This is a genomic window from Methylobacterium radiodurans, assembly GCF_003173735.1.
GTDB lineage: Bacteria > Pseudomonadota > Alphaproteobacteria > Rhizobiales > Beijerinckiaceae > Methylobacterium > Methylobacterium radiodurans.
The window spans coordinates 172249-186193 of sequence record NZ_CP029551.1; the positions used below are offsets into that span (position 1 = coordinate 172249).

Below are 13945 nucleotides of genomic sequence, written 5' to 3' on the forward strand. Positions count from 1 at the left end.
CTCAGCCCACCGCCATCAAGCTCGCGTTGCCGCCGGCGGCGGCGGTGTTGGTGCTGAGGCTGCGCTCGCGCACGAGCCATTCGGGCGGGTAGAAGCCGTTCACCGCCGTGTGAACCGGGATCACGGCGGGCGCGCCCTCGGCCACCGCGCGCAGGATCGCTTCGAGCGCCGCACCTTCCGCCTCGGCGAGGATCGCCGCGCAGCCCGCCGGATCGGGCGCGTCCGAGAGGCCGACGACGGCGCGAACCGATTCGGGCAGGTCCGCGACCCTGGCGCGCAAGGCGCCCCCTGCGCAGAGACGCACCTGGTTGCCCGTGGCGAGCGCCGCGGCGAGCTGGGCGAACAGGCCGGTCTCGGTCAGCGGCAGGCAGAGGATCGTACCGCGCGGGAGCAGGTCGTAGCGGTTCTCCTCGCCGACCGGGCCGGGTAGCACGGCGGCGTGGCCCAACGGCGCGCGCGCGGCCACCCGCTCGCACAGGGAAGCCTCGGCCGCCCGGCCCTCGCCCCGGAGCGCGTCGCGCAGGGCCCGCAGGGACGCTGGAACCGGCGCGCCCGCGGCGAGGCCGGTCTCCGCCGGGCAGGCGGCGAGCAGTCGGCGCAGGTAGAGCGGGCCCCCGGCCTTCGGCCCGGTGCCGGAGAGGCCCCCGCCGCCGAAGGGCTGCACGCCGACCACCGCGCCGATCATGTTGCGGTTGACGTAGAGGTTGCCGGCCGGGGCGGCCTCGACCATCCGCCGGACGGCGGCGTCGATCCGGCTGTGCACCCCGAAGGTCAGCCCGTAGCCGGTCGCGGCGATCCCGGCGAGGAGGCTGCCGAGATCCTCCGCGTGGAAGCGCAGCACGTGCAGGACCGGACCGAACACCTCGCGCTCCAGTTCCGCGAGGTCGTCGATCTCGACGAGCGTCGGCGCCACGAAGTGGCCGGCCGCGCGGTCCGGCGGCAGGGCTGGGGCGTGCACCGTCCGGCCCCGCGCCCGCATCCCGGCCACGTGGTCGAGGATGCCGGCGCGCGCGGCCTCCGAGATCACCGGACCGACATCCGTGGCGAGGCGCACCGGATCGCCGACGCGCAGCTCCGCCACGGCGCCCTTCAGCATGGCGAGCACCCGGTCGGCGATCTCGGCCTGGAGGCAGAGCACCCGGAGCGCCGAGCAGCGCTGGCCGGCCGAATCGAAGGCCGAGGCGAGCACGTCGGCCACCACCTGCTCGGGGAGCGCCGAGGAATCGACCACCATCGCGTTCTGGCCGCCGGTCTCGGCCACCAGCGGCACCGGACGCCCGTCGGGCCCGAGCCGCCCCGCGAGCACGGTCTGGATGCGCTTGGCGATCTCGGTCGAGCCGGTGAACATGACCCCGCAGACGCGGGAATCGGCGACGAGCCAGGCCCCGACCGCGCCGTCGCCCGGCAGGAACTGCAGGGCGGCGGGCGGCACCCCGGCCTCGCGCAGGATGGCGACGGCGCGCGCCGCGATCAGGGGTGTCTCCTCGGCGGGCTTGGCCAGAACCGGGTTGCCGGCCGCGAGCGCGGCCGCGACCTGACCGGTGAAGATCGCCAGCGGGAAGTTCCAGGGGCTGATGCAGGCGATCGGTCCGAGCGGGCGGTGCGTGGCGTTGGAGAAGTCCCGCCGCACCTGCGCCGCGTAGTAGCGCAGGAAATCCACCGCCTCGCGCAGCTCGGCGATCGCGTTCGGCAGGGTCTTGCCGGCCTCGCGGATCAGCAGGGCCAGGAGGGCGTGTGGCTCGGCCTCCATCCGGTCGGCGGCGCGCTCAAGGATGGCGGCGCGTGCCTCCGGCGTCGTCGCGGCCCAGGCGGGCGCCGCCGTCTCGGCCTGGACAAGCGCCGCCTCGACGGTCGCCGCGTCGGCCTCCACCACGCGCCCGACGATGTCGGCGCTGTCGGCCGGGTTCAGGATCGGGCGGGCCTCGCCGGTGCCGGGCCCGTCGCCGAGGAGCGGCCGGGCCTCGGCCGGTGCGCGGGAAGCCCCCGCGAGGCCGCGCGCGAGGCCCGCCAGCACGTCCTCGTCGGCAAGGTCGAAGCCAGCGGCGTTGGCCCGGTCTGGAAACAGCGCGCCGGGCAGGCGGATGCCGGGATGGGGGGCGCCGGGCGGGACCACCGCCCTCGCTTCGGCGACCGGGTCCGAGGCCAGTTCCGCCACCGGCACCGCCGGGTCGCCGATCCGGTGCACGAAGGAGGCGTTGGCCCCGTTCTCCAGGAGGCGGCGCACGAGGTAGGCCAGCAGCGTCTCGTGGCTGCCGACCGGCGCGTACATGCGGCAGGGCCGGTCGAGCTTCCCTGCGCCGACGACCTCCCCGTAGAGCGCCTCGCCCATCCCGTGCAGGCACTGGAACTCGTAGTCGCCGGGCCGGAAATCCGGCCCCGCCATCGCCAGCACGGCGGCGAGCGTGCGGGCATTGTGGGTGGCGAATTGCGGGAAGACCGCGTCCCGCGCCGCCAGCAGCTTCCGGGCGCAGGCGAGGTAGGCGACATCCGTGTGGAGCTTGCGGGTGAAGACCGGGAACTCGGGCACACCCTCGACCTGCGCCCGCTTGATCTCGGCGTCCCAGTAGGCGCCCTTCACGAGGCGGAGCATGAGGCGGCGCCGCGTGCGCCGGGCGAGATCGATCGCGAACGCGATCACGGCCGGCGCGCGCTTGCCGTAGGCCTGCACCACGAAGCCGAGCCCGTCCCAGCCGGAGAGCCGCGGGTCGGCCGCCAGCGCCGCCAGGATGTCGAGGGAGAGGTCGAGCCGGTCGGCCTCCTCGGCGTCGATGTTGAGGCCGATCTCGTGGGCGCGGGCGGAAGCCGCGAGATCGGCGACCTGGGGCAGCAATTCCGCCAGCACCCGCTCCCGCTGGGCGCGGGCGTAGCGCGGATGGAGCGCCGACAGCTTGATCGAGATGCCCGGGCCCGCATAGGGCCCGCGCCCCGCCGAGGCGGCACCGATCGCCGCGATCGCCTCCGCGTAGGCGGCGGCGTAGCGCGCCGCGTCGGCGGCGCTCATCGCCGCCTCGCCCAGCATGTCGTAGGAGTAGGTGAAGCCCCGCGTCTCGAAGGCGCGGGCGTGCTCCAGCGCCTCCGCGATGGTGCGGCCGGTGACGAACTGCCCGCCGAGCACCCGCATGGCCCGATCGAGCCCCGCGCGCACGAGCGGCTCGCCGCCCCGGCGCAGCAGGCGGGTCAGGACCGCACCGAGACCGTCCGCCTCGTCGGCGCCGAGGATCTCCCCGGCGACGACGAGCCCCCAGGTCGCCGCGCCCGCGAAGAGCGAGGCGGGGTGGGCGAGATGCGCCCGCCAGTCCCCGCCGCCGATCTTGTCGCGGATCAGCGCGTCGCGGGTCGCCGCGTCCGGGATGCGCAGCAGCGCCTCGGCTAGGCACATCAGCGCGACACCCTCCCGGGTCGAGAGGTCGTACTCCCGCATCAGGCTCTCGACCGGGCCGTGCTGGCCCTTGGCCCGCAGGGCCCGCACGAGGCGCTCGGCGAGCGGACCGGCCAGCGCCTCCTCGGCGGGGGTCGGGGCGGCCTCCGCCAGGAGCGGCAGGAGGCAATCGGGCTCCGGTCGGCGGCCCTCGGCGCGGATGCGCTCCCGCAGCGCGCCGCACGGGGCGGCCGGTCCGGCGAGGTCGGCGAAGGGCGGTCCTGCGGTCTCGCGCATCGTCCGGCAGCCTCCCCGGCCGGATGGGCCGGCCTCATCCGGCCGGAGCTTACCATCCGCCGCGGGAGTGGCCAGCGACGCGACGCCTCAGACCGCGCCGGAGCGGTGCGGGCCGCGCCGCACCGCGTAGCGCGCGTAGGACCGGTGCGCCCGGGCGACGCGGTGGCGGGCGCGCCCGTGCCAGGCGAGGCGGCGCGGACCGGTATCGGCGTGGATCAGGCCGCCCGCGTAGGAGCCGATGCCGCCGACCTGCGGCATGCCGCGCAGGACCGCGAGCGTCGCGCCGACCGAGGCCCCGCGCGGGCGGAAGTCCACGGCGGCCCCGCGATAGTGCTGCGAGTTGTGGGCGTGGCGCCCGCCGCAGGTCGAGGTGATCTCGATCGGTCCGACGCGGGCGGTCAGTTGGGCGATCATCGCGCGCGTGCGCGGCTGCAGGCAGGAGAGGCCGCGGACCTGGGGCTGGAAGGAGACGTAGCGGGTGGCTGGTCGGGCTTGCGCGGCTGTCGAGAGACCCGGGGACAGTCCCGTGAGGGCAGCGAGGCAGGCGAGCGCGATCCGGATCCGCATCCAGTCATCCTGTGATTGTTGGAGGAGGCGGGCCGGGTAAGGGAGGCCGGTGCCCAGGTCAACCGGGGCCGGCGCAGGCGCGGATGCGCGCCGCACCCTTGCGGCAGTGGCCAGGGGCTGGCCTGATGCAAGCGGGGGATCGGGCGTCCGGGGAGACGGTACGGGACGATGGCACAGGCTTCCGACGGCGCGCACCAACCGGTCCGCGCATCCACCGCAGCCTTCGTCGGCACGATGATCGAGTGGTACGACTTCTACGTCTACGGCACCGCGGCGGCCCTGGTCTTCGGGCGCTTGTTCTTCCCGCAGGTCGACGGGTTCTACGGGACGCTTGCCGCCTTCGGCACCTTCGCGGTCGGCTTCCTGGCGCGCCCGCTCGGCGGGGCGGTGTTCGGCCATGTCGGCGACCGTGTCGGGCGCAAGACCTCGCTGATCATCACCCTGCTGATGATGGGCGTCGTCACGGTGCTGATCGGCTGCCTGCCGACCTACGAGACCGCTGGCCTCTGGGCACCGGTGATGCTGGTGACCTTGCGCCTCGTCCAGGGCATCGCCGTCGGGGGCGAGTGGGGCGGTGCGGTGCTGATGGCCGGCGAGCACGCCCCCGCGCAGGACCGGCGCACCTTCTTCGCCTCCTTCGCGCAGCTCGGCAGCCCGGCAGCCCGGCGGGGCTCATCCTGTCGATGCTGATGTTCAAGCTCGTGACCGCGCTGCCCGACGCGGACTTCCTGGCCTGGGGCTGGCGGGTGCCGTTCTGGTTCAGCGCGGTGATGCTGGTGGTGGGCCTCGCCATCCGCCTCGGCGTCAACGAGTCGCCCGATTTCCTGGCCGAGCGGCGGCGGCGCCTCGGCGAGGTGAAGGCCGCGCAGGCGCCGCTGCGGGAGGTGGTGCTCGGTGCGCCCCGCCTGCTCGTGCTCGCGATCTGCGCCAACGTGCTGGGCATCGCGGGCTTCTACTTCACCAACACCTTCATGATCGCCTACGCCACCACCTACCTGAAGATTTCGCGCGCCCTGGTGCTGGACTGCCTGCTCGCCGTCTCGGTGATGCAGTTCCTGATCACGCCGCTCTCGGCCTACATCGCCGAACGGGTGGGCGTGCACCGCTTCCTCGTGGCCACGGCCGCGGTCTCGGTGCTGACACCCTACGCGATGTTCACGCTGGTCGATTCCGGCACGCTCACCGGCATGATCCTCGGCGTCGGCCTCGCGGTCGCCGGCCTCGGCGCCTTCTACGCGGTGATCGCGGGCTATGTCAGCGACAGCTTCCCGACCCGCATCCGCTACACCGGCATCTCGATGGCCTATCAGCTGAGCGGCGCGATCTTCGGCGGCCTGACGCCGATCCTCGGCACGATCCTGGCCGAGAAGGCCGGCGGCGCGTGGTGGCCGCTCGCGCTCCTCTTCAGCCTGATCGCCGCGATCTCACTCGTCTCGGTGCTGGCGCTGCGCCGTCTGCGCGAGCGCCCGCTGCAGCGGGCGGCCTGAAGCCCCCGAGGAGGACCGGATGAAGACCTTCCACCACCCCGACCAAGCGCTGCACCACCCGCGCACCTACTTCTCCCGCGGGCAGATGCGCGAGCCGCAGGAGGTGCCGGCCCGCGAGCGGGCGCTGCTCGCGGCGGTCGAGGCCCTGGGCTTCCCGCTCGAAGCGCCGCCCGACGTTGGCGCGGCGCCGATCCTCGCCGTGCACGGGATGGATTATCTGCGCTTCCTTCAGGACGCGCACGCGGACTGGACCGCGCTCGGCCCGGACTGGGGCGAGGAGGTGGTCTCGAACATCTTCGTGCGCGAGCCGAACGCGCTCCGGGGCGTGCTGGCGCGGGCCGGGCGCTACATCGCGGACGGCAGCGCCCCGATCGGGCCCGGCACATTCCGGGCGGCCTACGCCTCGGCGCTCTGCGCGGTCGCGGGCGCGGACGCGCTGAACGCGGGCGCGCGGGAGGCCTACGCGCTCTGCCGGCCGCCCGGCCACCACGCGCGGCGGGAAGCCGCCGGCGGCTTCTGCTTCCTCAACAACGCGGCCATCGCCGCCGAGCGCCTGCGCGCCCGCCACGCCCGCGTCGCGATCCTCGACACCGACATGCATCACGGCCAGGGGATCCAGGAGATCTTCTACGACCGGGCGGATGTGCTCTACGTCTCGATCCACGGCGACCCGACGAACTTCTATCCCGCGGTGGCGGGCTTCCCTGACGAGCGGGGGCGCGGGGCGGGCGAGGGCTACAACGTGAACCTGCCGATGCCGCACGGCTCGGACGAGGCGACGTTCTTCGCCGAGCTCGCGCGGGCGTTCCGGGCGCTCGATCTCTACCGGCCGGACGCGCTCGTGCTCTCGCTCGGCTTCGACATCTACGCGGGCGATCCGCAGGCCAAGGTGGCGGTGACGCCCGAAGGCTTCGGGCGCCTCAGCGCCGCGGTCGGCGGTCTCGGCCTGCCGACGCTGATCGTGCAGGAGGGCGGCTACTGCATCGCGGCGCTGACCGACCTGTCGCGGCGCTTCTTCGAGGGCTTCGCGGCGGCCCGGAGCTGAGAGCGCGCCGGATGCCGCGCGGCAGCCGGAGCGGGGCTTTCGGTCGCGGCCGCGAAACCAAAGGCACATCCTTTGGTTGCATTCGTGATCGAAACCATCACTCGGAGTCATCGATGATCAAAGCAGCCCCGCTCGCCGTCCTCGCCGCCCTGACGGCCGTGCCCGCCCTGGCGCAGACCGCGGCGCCGGCCGGGCGCCCGGCGGGCGGCGTCGTGACGACGCAGCCGAACACCACGGGCAACAACCGCGACGTCGTGATCTCCCGCGGCGGGACCGGGGCCGAGACCGCCACCACGAACTCGGCCGCCGGCGGCAATGCCGGTCAGCCGGAACGCGCCGTCCCGCAGGGCAGCGCCAACGGCGGCGGCAGCAACCGCTGAAACGAGCCGGCGCCCTCGGCGCGCGGCCGGCTTACGGCACCATCGCGACCCAGCCGGTCGGGCGGCCGTGGGGTGCGATCCCGAAACGGGCGCGCGCCGGCTCGTCGATCCGGCCGCGCAGCGCCGGAGCGGCCGCCTCGGGGCGCCCTCCCCCGCTGCGGGCGGCGAGCTTCACCGGCGGGGCCTCGCCGCCGCGCCGCAGCGCGGCGGTCGTGAGCGGGTCGCGCACGGACGCCAGCGTCTCGAAGCGGCGGTCCGCCGGCACGCCATGGCCGACATCGAGGAGGTTGGCGGCGGCCGAGAGCTGGAGGCTCAGCGCGTCGCGCTCGGTGAGGGCTGCGGCGGCCGTGACCTCCGCGTCGGCGAGTTCGGCCCGGATGTTGAGTTCGTCCAGAACCGTGCGGAAGCCCGCGCCCCGCTCCACCTCGAAGCCCCGCATCGTCGCCCGCAGGTAGGCGACCCGCTCGGTCAGGCGCCGCACCTGATCGGCCACCGCCACACGCCGGGCGAAGGCGGTCCGGGCCGCGGTCAGCGTCGCCAGTTCCTGGTCCTGCACCTCGTAGCCGCGCTGGCGCGCGAGCGCGGAGGCCTCGTCGATCTTCGGAAAGGCGCCCGGCTGGTAGATCGGCACGCGCGCGATCACCCGGGCGGTGGTGTCGGTGATGCGGTCGAGCGTCGGGCTGTAGCCGAAGGTCGAGCTGTGGGTGACCTGCAGGTTCACCTGCGGCAGCACGGCGCTCACCGTCGCGCTCGCCTGGAAGGCCGCCGATTTCGCGTCGAGACGGGCGGCGGCGAGCCCCGGATTGGCGGCGCGCACGAGTTCGGCATAGGCCGCCTCGTCGCGCGGCAGCCGGTCGGGGAACCGCGGCGGCACCATCCGCTCGGGCTCGATCTGCGTGGCGCGCTTGAAGGCGAGGCGCGCGGCGGCAAGTTCCGCCCGAGCGCGGTCGCGGGAGGCCTCCGCCTCCTGCACGCGGGACTGCGTCAGGGCCACGTCGGTGCGGGTCGCGTCGTTGACCTCGAACTGCCGGGCGGTCGCGTCGCGGATCCGCATGATCGCGGCGACCTGGGCCTCCCGGGCGGCCAAGATGCGCACGTCGCGCAGGACCGCGATGTAGGCGACCGCCGCGTCGAGCAGCACCTGCTGGCGCTGGCTCAGGGTTGTGAAGCGCCCCGCATCGGTGAGGGCTTGGGCCGAGCGCAGGGTGTGCAGGCGCTGGAAGCCGTCGAAGAGCGGCAGGTCGGCCGTGATGCCGTACTGGCGCGGGGCCGCGCGGGGCGTCGAGTCGATGCCGATCTGGGTCGGCTCGATGCGCGGGCCGTAGGTGAAGCGGCTGGAGAGCGGCTTGTCGCCCAGGAGCGACACGGTCGGCATGAAGGCGTCGACGGCGCCGCGCTCGCGCGCCTCCGCCCCCTCCTGGCGCGCCCGGTCGGCGCGCAGGACGAAGCTGTTCTCCAGCGCCGCGGTCGCGGCCTGATCGAGCGTCTGGGCGCCGACCGGACCGGCGAGGAGCGCCACGGCAAGGCCCGCGAGCCGCACCCGCCTCCCCATCCGTGCTGTGACGATCCGACCCGGCATCCCTCGTCCTACGGCGGCAAGGCCTGAAGATGTGTTCCATGGCTCGAGCGGCGCACCGGCCCGGAAACCTCGCGCCTCTTCATCGGACATTAGGCTTAAAAATCGCTTTCGCCGCCGGGTTGAGGGACCGTTCGATGCGGATGACGGGTCCTGCGGCCGGTCTCCTCTGCATTCGGCGCGCGGGCGCGGCCGGATGCAGAAGATCCTGATGGGAACGGACGTCTCAGAGTCCGCGCTCACGCCTGCCGGCTCGCAACCGGCCCTGCCCGCCTCGGTTTCCCCGGAGCCGATCTCGGGCGGGCCCGAGATCGTGACCCGGCAGACGGGCGCCTCAGAGCACCGGCATCGCGCCGGCCACCGTGATCAGGGCACCCGACGTGTAGCTGCTCTCCTCCGCGGCGAGCATGACGTAGGCCGAGGCGAGTTCCGCCGGCTGGCCGGGGCGGCCGAAGGGGACCTGGCTGCCGAAGCTCTTCACCGCGTCCTCACTCATCCCTGCGGGGATGAAGGGCGTCCAGATCGGGCCCGGCAGCACGCCGTTCACCCGGATGCCCTTCGCGGCGAGAAGCTGGGCGAGGCTGAGCACGAGGTTGCTCAGCGCGCCCTTCGTGGCGCTGTAGGCGAGCAGCGAGGGCATCGGGTGCTTCGAGTTCACCGACGAGGTGAAGATCACCGAGCCGCCGGGCTTGAGGTGCCCCGCCGCCGCCTTCGTGACGTAGAAGGCCCCGAACACGTTGGTGCGGAAATGGTCCTCGAACACCGTGTCCTCGATCTCGGCGAGGTCCTGGTTCGGCTGCTGGAAGGCGCCGTTGTTCACCACCACGTCGAGCCGGCCGAAGGTCTCGGCGGTGCGCGCGACGATCTCGCGGGCATAGGCCGCGTCCTTGAGGTCGCCCGGCAGCAGCAGGGCGCGCCGGCCCGCCTTCTCGATCCAGGCGCCGACCGCCTCGGCGTCCCGCTGCTCCTCGGGCAGGTAGGAGATCGCCACGTCCGCTCCCTCGCGCGCGTAGGCGATGGCGACCGCCCGCCCGATGCCCGAGTCGCCGCCGGTGATCAGCGCCGCCTTGCCGGTGAGCCGGCCCGAGCCCCGGTAGCTCTCCTCGCCGTGGTCCGGCTCCGGGCTCATCCGGCCGGTCTTCCCGGGGAAACTCTGCGGCTGGGCCTCGAAGGGCGGGCGCGGATATTTGGTCAGCGGGTTGCTGGCGGTCATTGCGTATCTCCGGTGGAGTCGCAGGGCCAACCGGTGGTGCCGCCGGGCGTTCCGCCGCGGGCCGGGCGGCGCGATGCCGCGAACGCGATGTGCCAGACCCATCCGGAGGACGAGATCCGAGGCTGTGTGCCGCGCGTGAACGCGACGTCAGTGCCCGCGCCTCAGTCGCCGTGCGGCCAGGAGAAGCGGATGTTGCCGTCCCGCAGGCCGGCGAGCACCACCTCCACGCCGCCCGACCGCACCATCCATTCGAGCCGGTGGTCGCGGTACTCCCGGCGGCGCCCGCCCGTCGTGTAGTGCGCGGAGGCCGCAGCCATGCGCGCGGCCGCGGCGTCGAACTCCGCGAAGGTCGCGGCGACCGAGGGGCGCTCCCCGAGCCGCGCGTGCCAGCGGGCGAGCGGGCTGCCAGCCTCCGGCCCGAGCCCGTAATGGACGGAGCGGTTGACCATCGGGGCCGCCGCGGCGTCCGCCCAGCCGAAGCGCGCGCCGCCGAACCACTCGGCCGCGCCGAGCCGCTCCGTGAGCCAGGCCTGAAGCTCCGCGGTTTGGCGCGCGGCGACCGCCTTGAGCCGTTCGGCCAGATCGCCCGTGGCGCGGCGGAACCACAGCACCTCGCCGTAGCCCCAGTTCACCGCCTCGTACTGGGTATCGCAGATCTCCTCCGTCAACCGTGCCCGGGCGCGGGCGGCGGGATCGCGCGGCAGCAGCGGCGGCTCCGGCCGGCTCTCCTCGATGTATTCGAGGATCACGGTCGACTCGAAGAGCGTCACGTCGCCGTCGACGAGAATCGGAACCTCGGCCCGCGGGTTGGCCTCGGCAAAGGGGCCGGCCCTTCGTCCGGTGCCGAAATCCTCCGGCAGCGCGGCGGTGAAATCCAGGCCCTTCTCGCGCAGCGCGATCTTGACCTTCTGCGCGTAGGACGAGAGCGGGTGCTCGTAGAGCAGCATGGTGCGGGCTCAACCGTTCTTGGGGCTGCGGGCTCGGCGTCGCGCCGTCATCGGCGCGGCGGCGGCCCTTGTCGAGACTTCGCGCGGGACACGGATCGGTGATGCAGGGGAGGGTGCGGTGGATCTGGATCCGGAGGCTGCGGCCTTTCTCGAGCGCATCGCCCGACGCCGCACCCCGCCGATGAGCGAGCTGCCGGTCTCCGAGGCCCGCGCGATGTACCGGCGCCAGAGCCGGCATTTCGGCGGATCGACGGTCGAGATGGAAGCGGTCGCGGATCTCGCGGCGGCGGGGCCGGGCGGTCCGATTCCGCTCCGCCTCTATCGGCCGCAGGGGCTCGGGCAGGAACTCGGGCAGCGGCCGGCTCCGGCTCTGGTTTATCTTCACGGCGGCGGCTGGGTGCTGGGTGACCTAGAATCGCACGACAAGGTCTGCCGCCAGATCGCGGCGCGGGCGGGCGTCGCGGTGGTGGCGGTCGATTACCGGCTCGCCCCGGAGCACCCGGCGCCCGCGGCGGCCGAGGACGCGATTGCGGCCTTCGGGTGGATCGCGGATAGCGCCGCGGCGCTCGGCCTCGATCCGGCCCGGCTCGCGGTCGGCGGCGACAGTGCCGGCGGCAGCCTCGCGGCCGTCGTGGCGATCGCGGCCCGCGACGCGGGCCTGCCCCTGCGCGGGCAGGTCCTGATCTATCCCTCCACCGACAACCGCCTCGACCCGGACCTCTACCCCTCGCGGCGCCGCAACGCCGCGGTGCCGCCGCTGACCTGGGAGATGGTGCGCTACTTCCACGCCCGGCACATGCCCGATCCAGCCCTGGCGCTCGACTGGCGCGCCTCGCCGATCCTCGTCCCTGACGCGAGCCGCCTCGCGCCCGCGCTGCTCATCGGGGGCGCCCGCGACGTGCTGCACGACGAGGGCGAGGCCTATGCCGATCGGCTGGCAACCTCCGGCGTGCCCGTGGAGCGGAAGACCTTTCCGGGCATGGTCCACGGCTTCATCGAGCTCGGCGGTGTGATCGCGGCCGCCGCCGACGCGCTCGACCTGATCGCGGACTGGCTGCGGCGCCGGCTCTGATCGCGCTCCGATCTCAGCCGAACACGTCCCAGCGGATGAACATCGCCACCGAGACGATGGCGAAGATCGCGAGCAGGAGCGGGTTGCCGAGATAGAGGGCCGCGGCGAGCAGGCCCGCCCAGGCGACCAGGATCCCGAGCATGACGGCGATGGCGACGGGGTTCATGGCCACCATCCATGCCATCCCGGACCGGTCGGGTCCAAGCCCTTTGCACGCGCACTCACGGCGCCGCGGGCGGCCGGACGGTGCGCGGCAGCGGGCGGCTGACGAACGGCGAACCGGCCTGCAGGAAGCGCCAGGGCGTCTCGACGGCGCGGGTGATGCCGACGCGCGGCCCCGCTGCCACCGCGACGGGCCCGGCCGGCGGCTCCAGGCGGAAGGGGACGCGGTCGAGCGGCAGGCCGTCCTGCGCCCGCGAGACCGCGAGCGCCTGGCAGAGGCGCCCGGGCCCGGCGCAGAGAAGGCGGAGCGTGTCGGTGCCCCGGCGCGCCCGCATGGCCTCCAGCCCGTCCGTCGGCTCCAGCGCCCGGATCAGCACCGCGCTGCCCGGCGCGCAGACGAGATTGAGGCACCAATGCATGCCGTAGGAGCGGTAGATGTAGGCGTGGCCGGGCGGTCCGAACATGCTGGCGTTGCGGGGCGTCGGCCCCTTGAAGCTGTGCGAAGCCGGATCGGCCGTATCGTAGGCCTCGGCCTCGACGATCACGCCGCCGACGCCGTCGACGAGGAGCCGCCAGCCGATCAGTTCGGGCGCAACCGCGTCGGCGCCGCGGGCGAAGAAGTCGGGGCTCACGCGCCGGGCCTGTCGCTCAAGGCGTGAGATCGGCGCCCGCGAGCGTCACGACCCCACCCTCGGCGCCCGCCCGCTCGTACCGGCGGATCGCGCCGTCCACGACCGCGTCCCGATGCGCGCGGAAGATCGCCATGGCGTTGCCGCCCGGGGTGCCGAAGGCCTCCTGCAGCGCCGCGTGCCCTACCCGGCAGGGCACCACGACATGGCCGTCCGTGATCGTGAAGGTCACGTGAGCCGCTTCCCCCTGTTCCAGGCGCGGCTCCTCTCCGGACAGGCGCATCGGCATTCGCTACTCTCCAGGCTCCGGCAGATCCCCGGTGCTTCCTCTGCAACCCGGATCCCCGCCGCGCGGTTCGCCCCAGGACGGAGGTACCCGATGGACGACAAGCGGAACGATGCACGCGAGGGCACCCGGCCCGAGGATCTGACACTCGACCGCCCGCGCCTGACGCCCCAGGGTCACGGCAGCGGCGATGTCGCGGGCGAGGACAGCACCGACCCGGCCGGCGGCGCCAAGCAGGGCCAGGGCGACAAGGCCGAGGGCTGACACAAAATCCGCACGGTCGAACCGGCGCGGCCCTCCGGCCGTTTCAGGGCATGCCCGAGAGCCGCCCGGAAAGCCGTATCGCCTGGACCACGACCGACGTCGCCGGGGTTCCCCTGCGCCGCTGCGTCGGCCGGGTCGGTCAGGTCGAGGTCGGCATCTGCGAGTACGACGGCTCGAACCGGCTCTGGACGTGGTGGAGCCCGCTGGCCGAGGACGTCTGGGGTCACGCGCCGAGCGCCGAGGGCGCCCAGCAGCACTGCGAGACCTGGCTAAGGGACTGGCTGGAAAATTTCCGCCCGTTCTTCGACGGGCGATAGGACCCGCCCTTCCAGGCGGCTTCAGGGATGGTGGCCCGCGCCTACAGGCCGGACCCGCTGTCGAGCCGCGCGCGCGCCGGTTCGGCCACCGCCTCGCCCCCCGGCTCGTCGGCGCGGAGCACGGGCGCGCCGAGCGCCGCCATCAGGGTACGCAGGCCGTCGATCCAGCGCTCCGCCTCGGCGAGGGAGGCAACCCCTTCGCGGCGGAAGATCTGGTCCGGCTCGATCGTGGCTGTGACGTCGAACAGGCCATCGGGCCTGTCGACGATCCGGCAGAATACGCGGCGTGCCATGGGGACATCGTATCACAACCTTCCCATGACGGAAGGTTGTGCGCGGATTGAT

The 13945-nt window shown here is 73.8% G+C and carries 16 protein-coding genes; 7 read left to right on the forward strand and 9 right to left on the reverse strand.

The genetic code is table 11. From position 1 onward, the window contains the following. Nucleotide 1: 1 nt before the first annotated feature. Entirely contained in the window at nucleotides 2–3655 is a 3654-nt protein-coding gene (gene putA / locus DK427_RS00705; RefSeq protein ID WP_109949589.1) for a bifunctional proline dehydrogenase/L-glutamate gamma-semialdehyde dehydrogenase PutA, read from the reverse strand. Nucleotides 3656–3742: 87 nt separating this feature from the next. Further along, complete coding sequence (locus DK427_RS00710) at nucleotides 3743–4222, reverse strand: DUF882 domain-containing protein (RefSeq protein ID WP_109949590.1); 480 nt, start codon at nucleotides 4220–4222, stop codon at nucleotides 3743–3745. A gap of 168 nt (nucleotides 4223–4390) precedes the next feature. Between DK427_RS00710 and DK427_RS26870 the strand changes: the two genes are divergently transcribed. The 4 genes from DK427_RS26870 to DK427_RS00725 all read left to right on the forward strand — a co-directional run bounded on the left by DK427_RS26870 (nucleotide 4391) and on the right by DK427_RS00725 (nucleotide 7134). Next, entirely contained in the window at nucleotides 4391–4912 is a 522-nt protein-coding gene (locus DK427_RS26870; protein WP_245930736.1) for an MFS transporter, read from the forward strand. Continuing rightward, nucleotides 4912–5709 (forward strand): MFS transporter, encoded by a 798-nt coding sequence (locus tag DK427_RS26875; RefSeq protein WP_245930737.1) that lies wholly within the window; start codon nucleotides 4912–4914, stop codon nucleotides 5707–5709. Before DK427_RS26870 ends, DK427_RS26875 begins: the two co-directional genes overlap by 1 nt. Nucleotides 5710–5728: 19 nt before the next feature. Next, on the forward strand, nucleotides 5729–6754 hold the full coding sequence (locus tag DK427_RS00720) for a histone deacetylase family protein (protein WP_109949591.1): 1026 nt from the start codon (nucleotides 5729–5731) through the stop codon (nucleotides 6752–6754). Nucleotides 6755–6867: 113 nt separating this feature from the next. Beyond that, entirely contained in the window at nucleotides 6868–7134 is a 267-nt protein-coding gene (locus tag DK427_RS00725) for a hypothetical protein (protein WP_109949592.1), read from the forward strand. A gap of 31 nt (nucleotides 7135–7165) precedes the next feature. On the opposite strand, the gene DK427_RS00730 is transcribed toward DK427_RS00725, so the two are convergent. The 3 genes from DK427_RS00730 to DK427_RS00740 form a co-directional block, all read right to left on the reverse strand. Then, nucleotides 7166–8713: a TolC family protein gene (locus DK427_RS00730; RefSeq protein WP_109949593.1), complete on the reverse strand. Its 1548-nt coding sequence runs from the start codon at nucleotides 8711–8713 to the stop codon at nucleotides 7166–7168. A gap of 331 nt (nucleotides 8714–9044) precedes the next feature. After that, nucleotides 9045–9923 (reverse strand): SDR family oxidoreductase, encoded by an 879-nt coding sequence (locus DK427_RS00735; protein ID WP_109949594.1) that lies wholly within the window; start codon nucleotides 9921–9923, stop codon nucleotides 9045–9047. Nucleotides 9924–10084: 161 nt separating this feature from the next. Further along, nucleotides 10085–10870: a glutathione S-transferase family protein gene (locus DK427_RS00740; protein WP_109949595.1), complete on the reverse strand. Its 786-nt coding sequence runs from the start codon at nucleotides 10868–10870 to the stop codon at nucleotides 10085–10087. Nucleotides 10871–10988: 118 nt separating this feature from the next. Here DK427_RS00740 and DK427_RS00745 point away from each other — a divergent pair, with 118 nt between their 5' ends. Further along, nucleotides 10989–11942 carry an alpha/beta hydrolase gene (locus tag DK427_RS00745; RefSeq protein WP_281276971.1) on the forward strand — a complete coding sequence of 318 codons (954 nt, stop codon included), beginning with the start codon at nucleotides 10989–10991 and terminating at the stop codon, nucleotides 11940–11942. A gap of 13 nt (nucleotides 11943–11955) precedes the next feature. On the opposite strand, the gene DK427_RS26600 is transcribed toward DK427_RS00745, so the two are convergent. From DK427_RS26600 to DK427_RS00755, 3 genes are read right to left on the reverse strand one after another with little or no spacing between them, the layout of a single operon-like run. Beyond that, entirely contained in the window at nucleotides 11956–12108 is a 153-nt protein-coding gene (locus tag DK427_RS26600; RefSeq protein WP_204165243.1) for a hypothetical protein, read from the reverse strand. A gap of 55 nt (nucleotides 12109–12163) precedes the next feature. After that, complete coding sequence (locus DK427_RS00750; protein ID WP_109949596.1) at nucleotides 12164–12736, reverse strand: DNA-3-methyladenine glycosylase; 573 nt, start codon at nucleotides 12734–12736, stop codon at nucleotides 12164–12166. Nucleotides 12737–12752: 16 nt separating this feature from the next. After that, nucleotides 12753–13022: a DUF1488 family protein gene (locus DK427_RS00755; protein WP_109949597.1), complete on the reverse strand. Its 270-nt coding sequence runs from the start codon at nucleotides 13020–13022 to the stop codon at nucleotides 12753–12755. 90 nt (nucleotides 13023–13112) lie between these two features. On the opposite strand from DK427_RS00755, the gene DK427_RS26605 reads away from it, so the two are divergent. Then, nucleotides 13113–13283 carry a hypothetical protein gene (locus tag DK427_RS26605; protein ID WP_204165244.1) on the forward strand — a complete coding sequence of 57 codons (171 nt, stop codon included), beginning with the start codon at nucleotides 13113–13115 and terminating at the stop codon, nucleotides 13281–13283. A gap of 50 nt (nucleotides 13284–13333) precedes the next feature. Continuing rightward, entirely contained in the window at nucleotides 13334–13600 is a 267-nt protein-coding gene (locus DK427_RS00760) for a hypothetical protein (RefSeq protein ID WP_109949598.1), read from the forward strand. A 41-nt stretch (nucleotides 13601–13641) separates the two neighbouring features. Here DK427_RS00760 and DK427_RS00765 read toward each other — a convergent pair whose 3' ends face one another. Beyond that, nucleotides 13642–13893, reverse strand: coding sequence for a hypothetical protein (locus DK427_RS00765; RefSeq protein ID WP_109949599.1), 252 nt, complete (start codon nucleotides 13891–13893; stop codon nucleotides 13642–13644). Nucleotides 13894–13945: the final 52 nt, after the last annotated feature.

Excerpts from the sequence above, each read along its gene's own strand:
- DK427_RS00760 (WP_109949598.1), top strand. The coding sequence starts at position 13,334 with ATGCCCGAGAGCCGCCCGGAAAGCCGTATCGCCTGGACCACGACCGAC.
- putA (WP_109949589.1), bottom strand. The coding sequence starts at position 3,655 with ATGCGCGAGACCGCAGGACCGCCCTTCGCCGACCTCGCCGGACCGGCC.
- DK427_RS00730 (WP_109949593.1), bottom strand. The coding sequence starts at position 8,713 with ATGCCGGGTCGGATCGTCACAGCACGGATGGGGAGGCGGGTGCGGCTC.
- DK427_RS00720 (WP_109949591.1), top strand. The coding sequence starts at position 5,729 with ATGAAGACCTTCCACCACCCCGACCAAGCGCTGCACCACCCGCGCACC.
- DK427_RS00735 (WP_109949594.1), bottom strand. The coding sequence starts at position 9,923 with ATGACCGCCAGCAACCCGCTGACCAAATATCCGCGCCCGCCCTTCGAG.
- DK427_RS00710 (WP_109949590.1), bottom strand. The coding sequence starts at position 4,222 with ATGCGGATCCGGATCGCGCTCGCCTGCCTCGCTGCCCTCACGGGACTG.
- DK427_RS00725 (WP_109949592.1), top strand. The coding sequence starts at position 6,868 with ATGATCAAAGCAGCCCCGCTCGCCGTCCTCGCCGCCCTGACGGCCGTG.
- DK427_RS26600 (WP_204165243.1), bottom strand. The coding sequence starts at position 12,108 with ATGAACCCCGTCGCCATCGCCGTCATGCTCGGGATCCTGGTCGCCTGG.
- DK427_RS00765 (WP_109949599.1), bottom strand. The coding sequence starts at position 13,893 with ATGGCACGCCGCGTATTCTGCCGGATCGTCGACAGGCCCGATGGCCTG.
- DK427_RS26870 (WP_245930736.1), top strand. The coding sequence starts at position 4,391 with ATGGCACAGGCTTCCGACGGCGCGCACCAACCGGTCCGCGCATCCACC.
- DK427_RS00740 (WP_109949595.1), bottom strand. The coding sequence starts at position 10,870 with ATGCTGCTCTACGAGCACCCGCTCTCGTCCTACGCGCAGAAGGTCAAG.
- DK427_RS26605 (WP_204165244.1), top strand. The coding sequence starts at position 13,113 with ATGGACGACAAGCGGAACGATGCACGCGAGGGCACCCGGCCCGAGGAT.
- DK427_RS26875 (WP_245930737.1), top strand. The coding sequence starts at position 4,912 with ATGTTCAAGCTCGTGACCGCGCTGCCCGACGCGGACTTCCTGGCCTGG.
- DK427_RS00755 (WP_109949597.1), bottom strand. The coding sequence starts at position 13,022 with ATGCCGATGCGCCTGTCCGGAGAGGAGCCGCGCCTGGAACAGGGGGAA.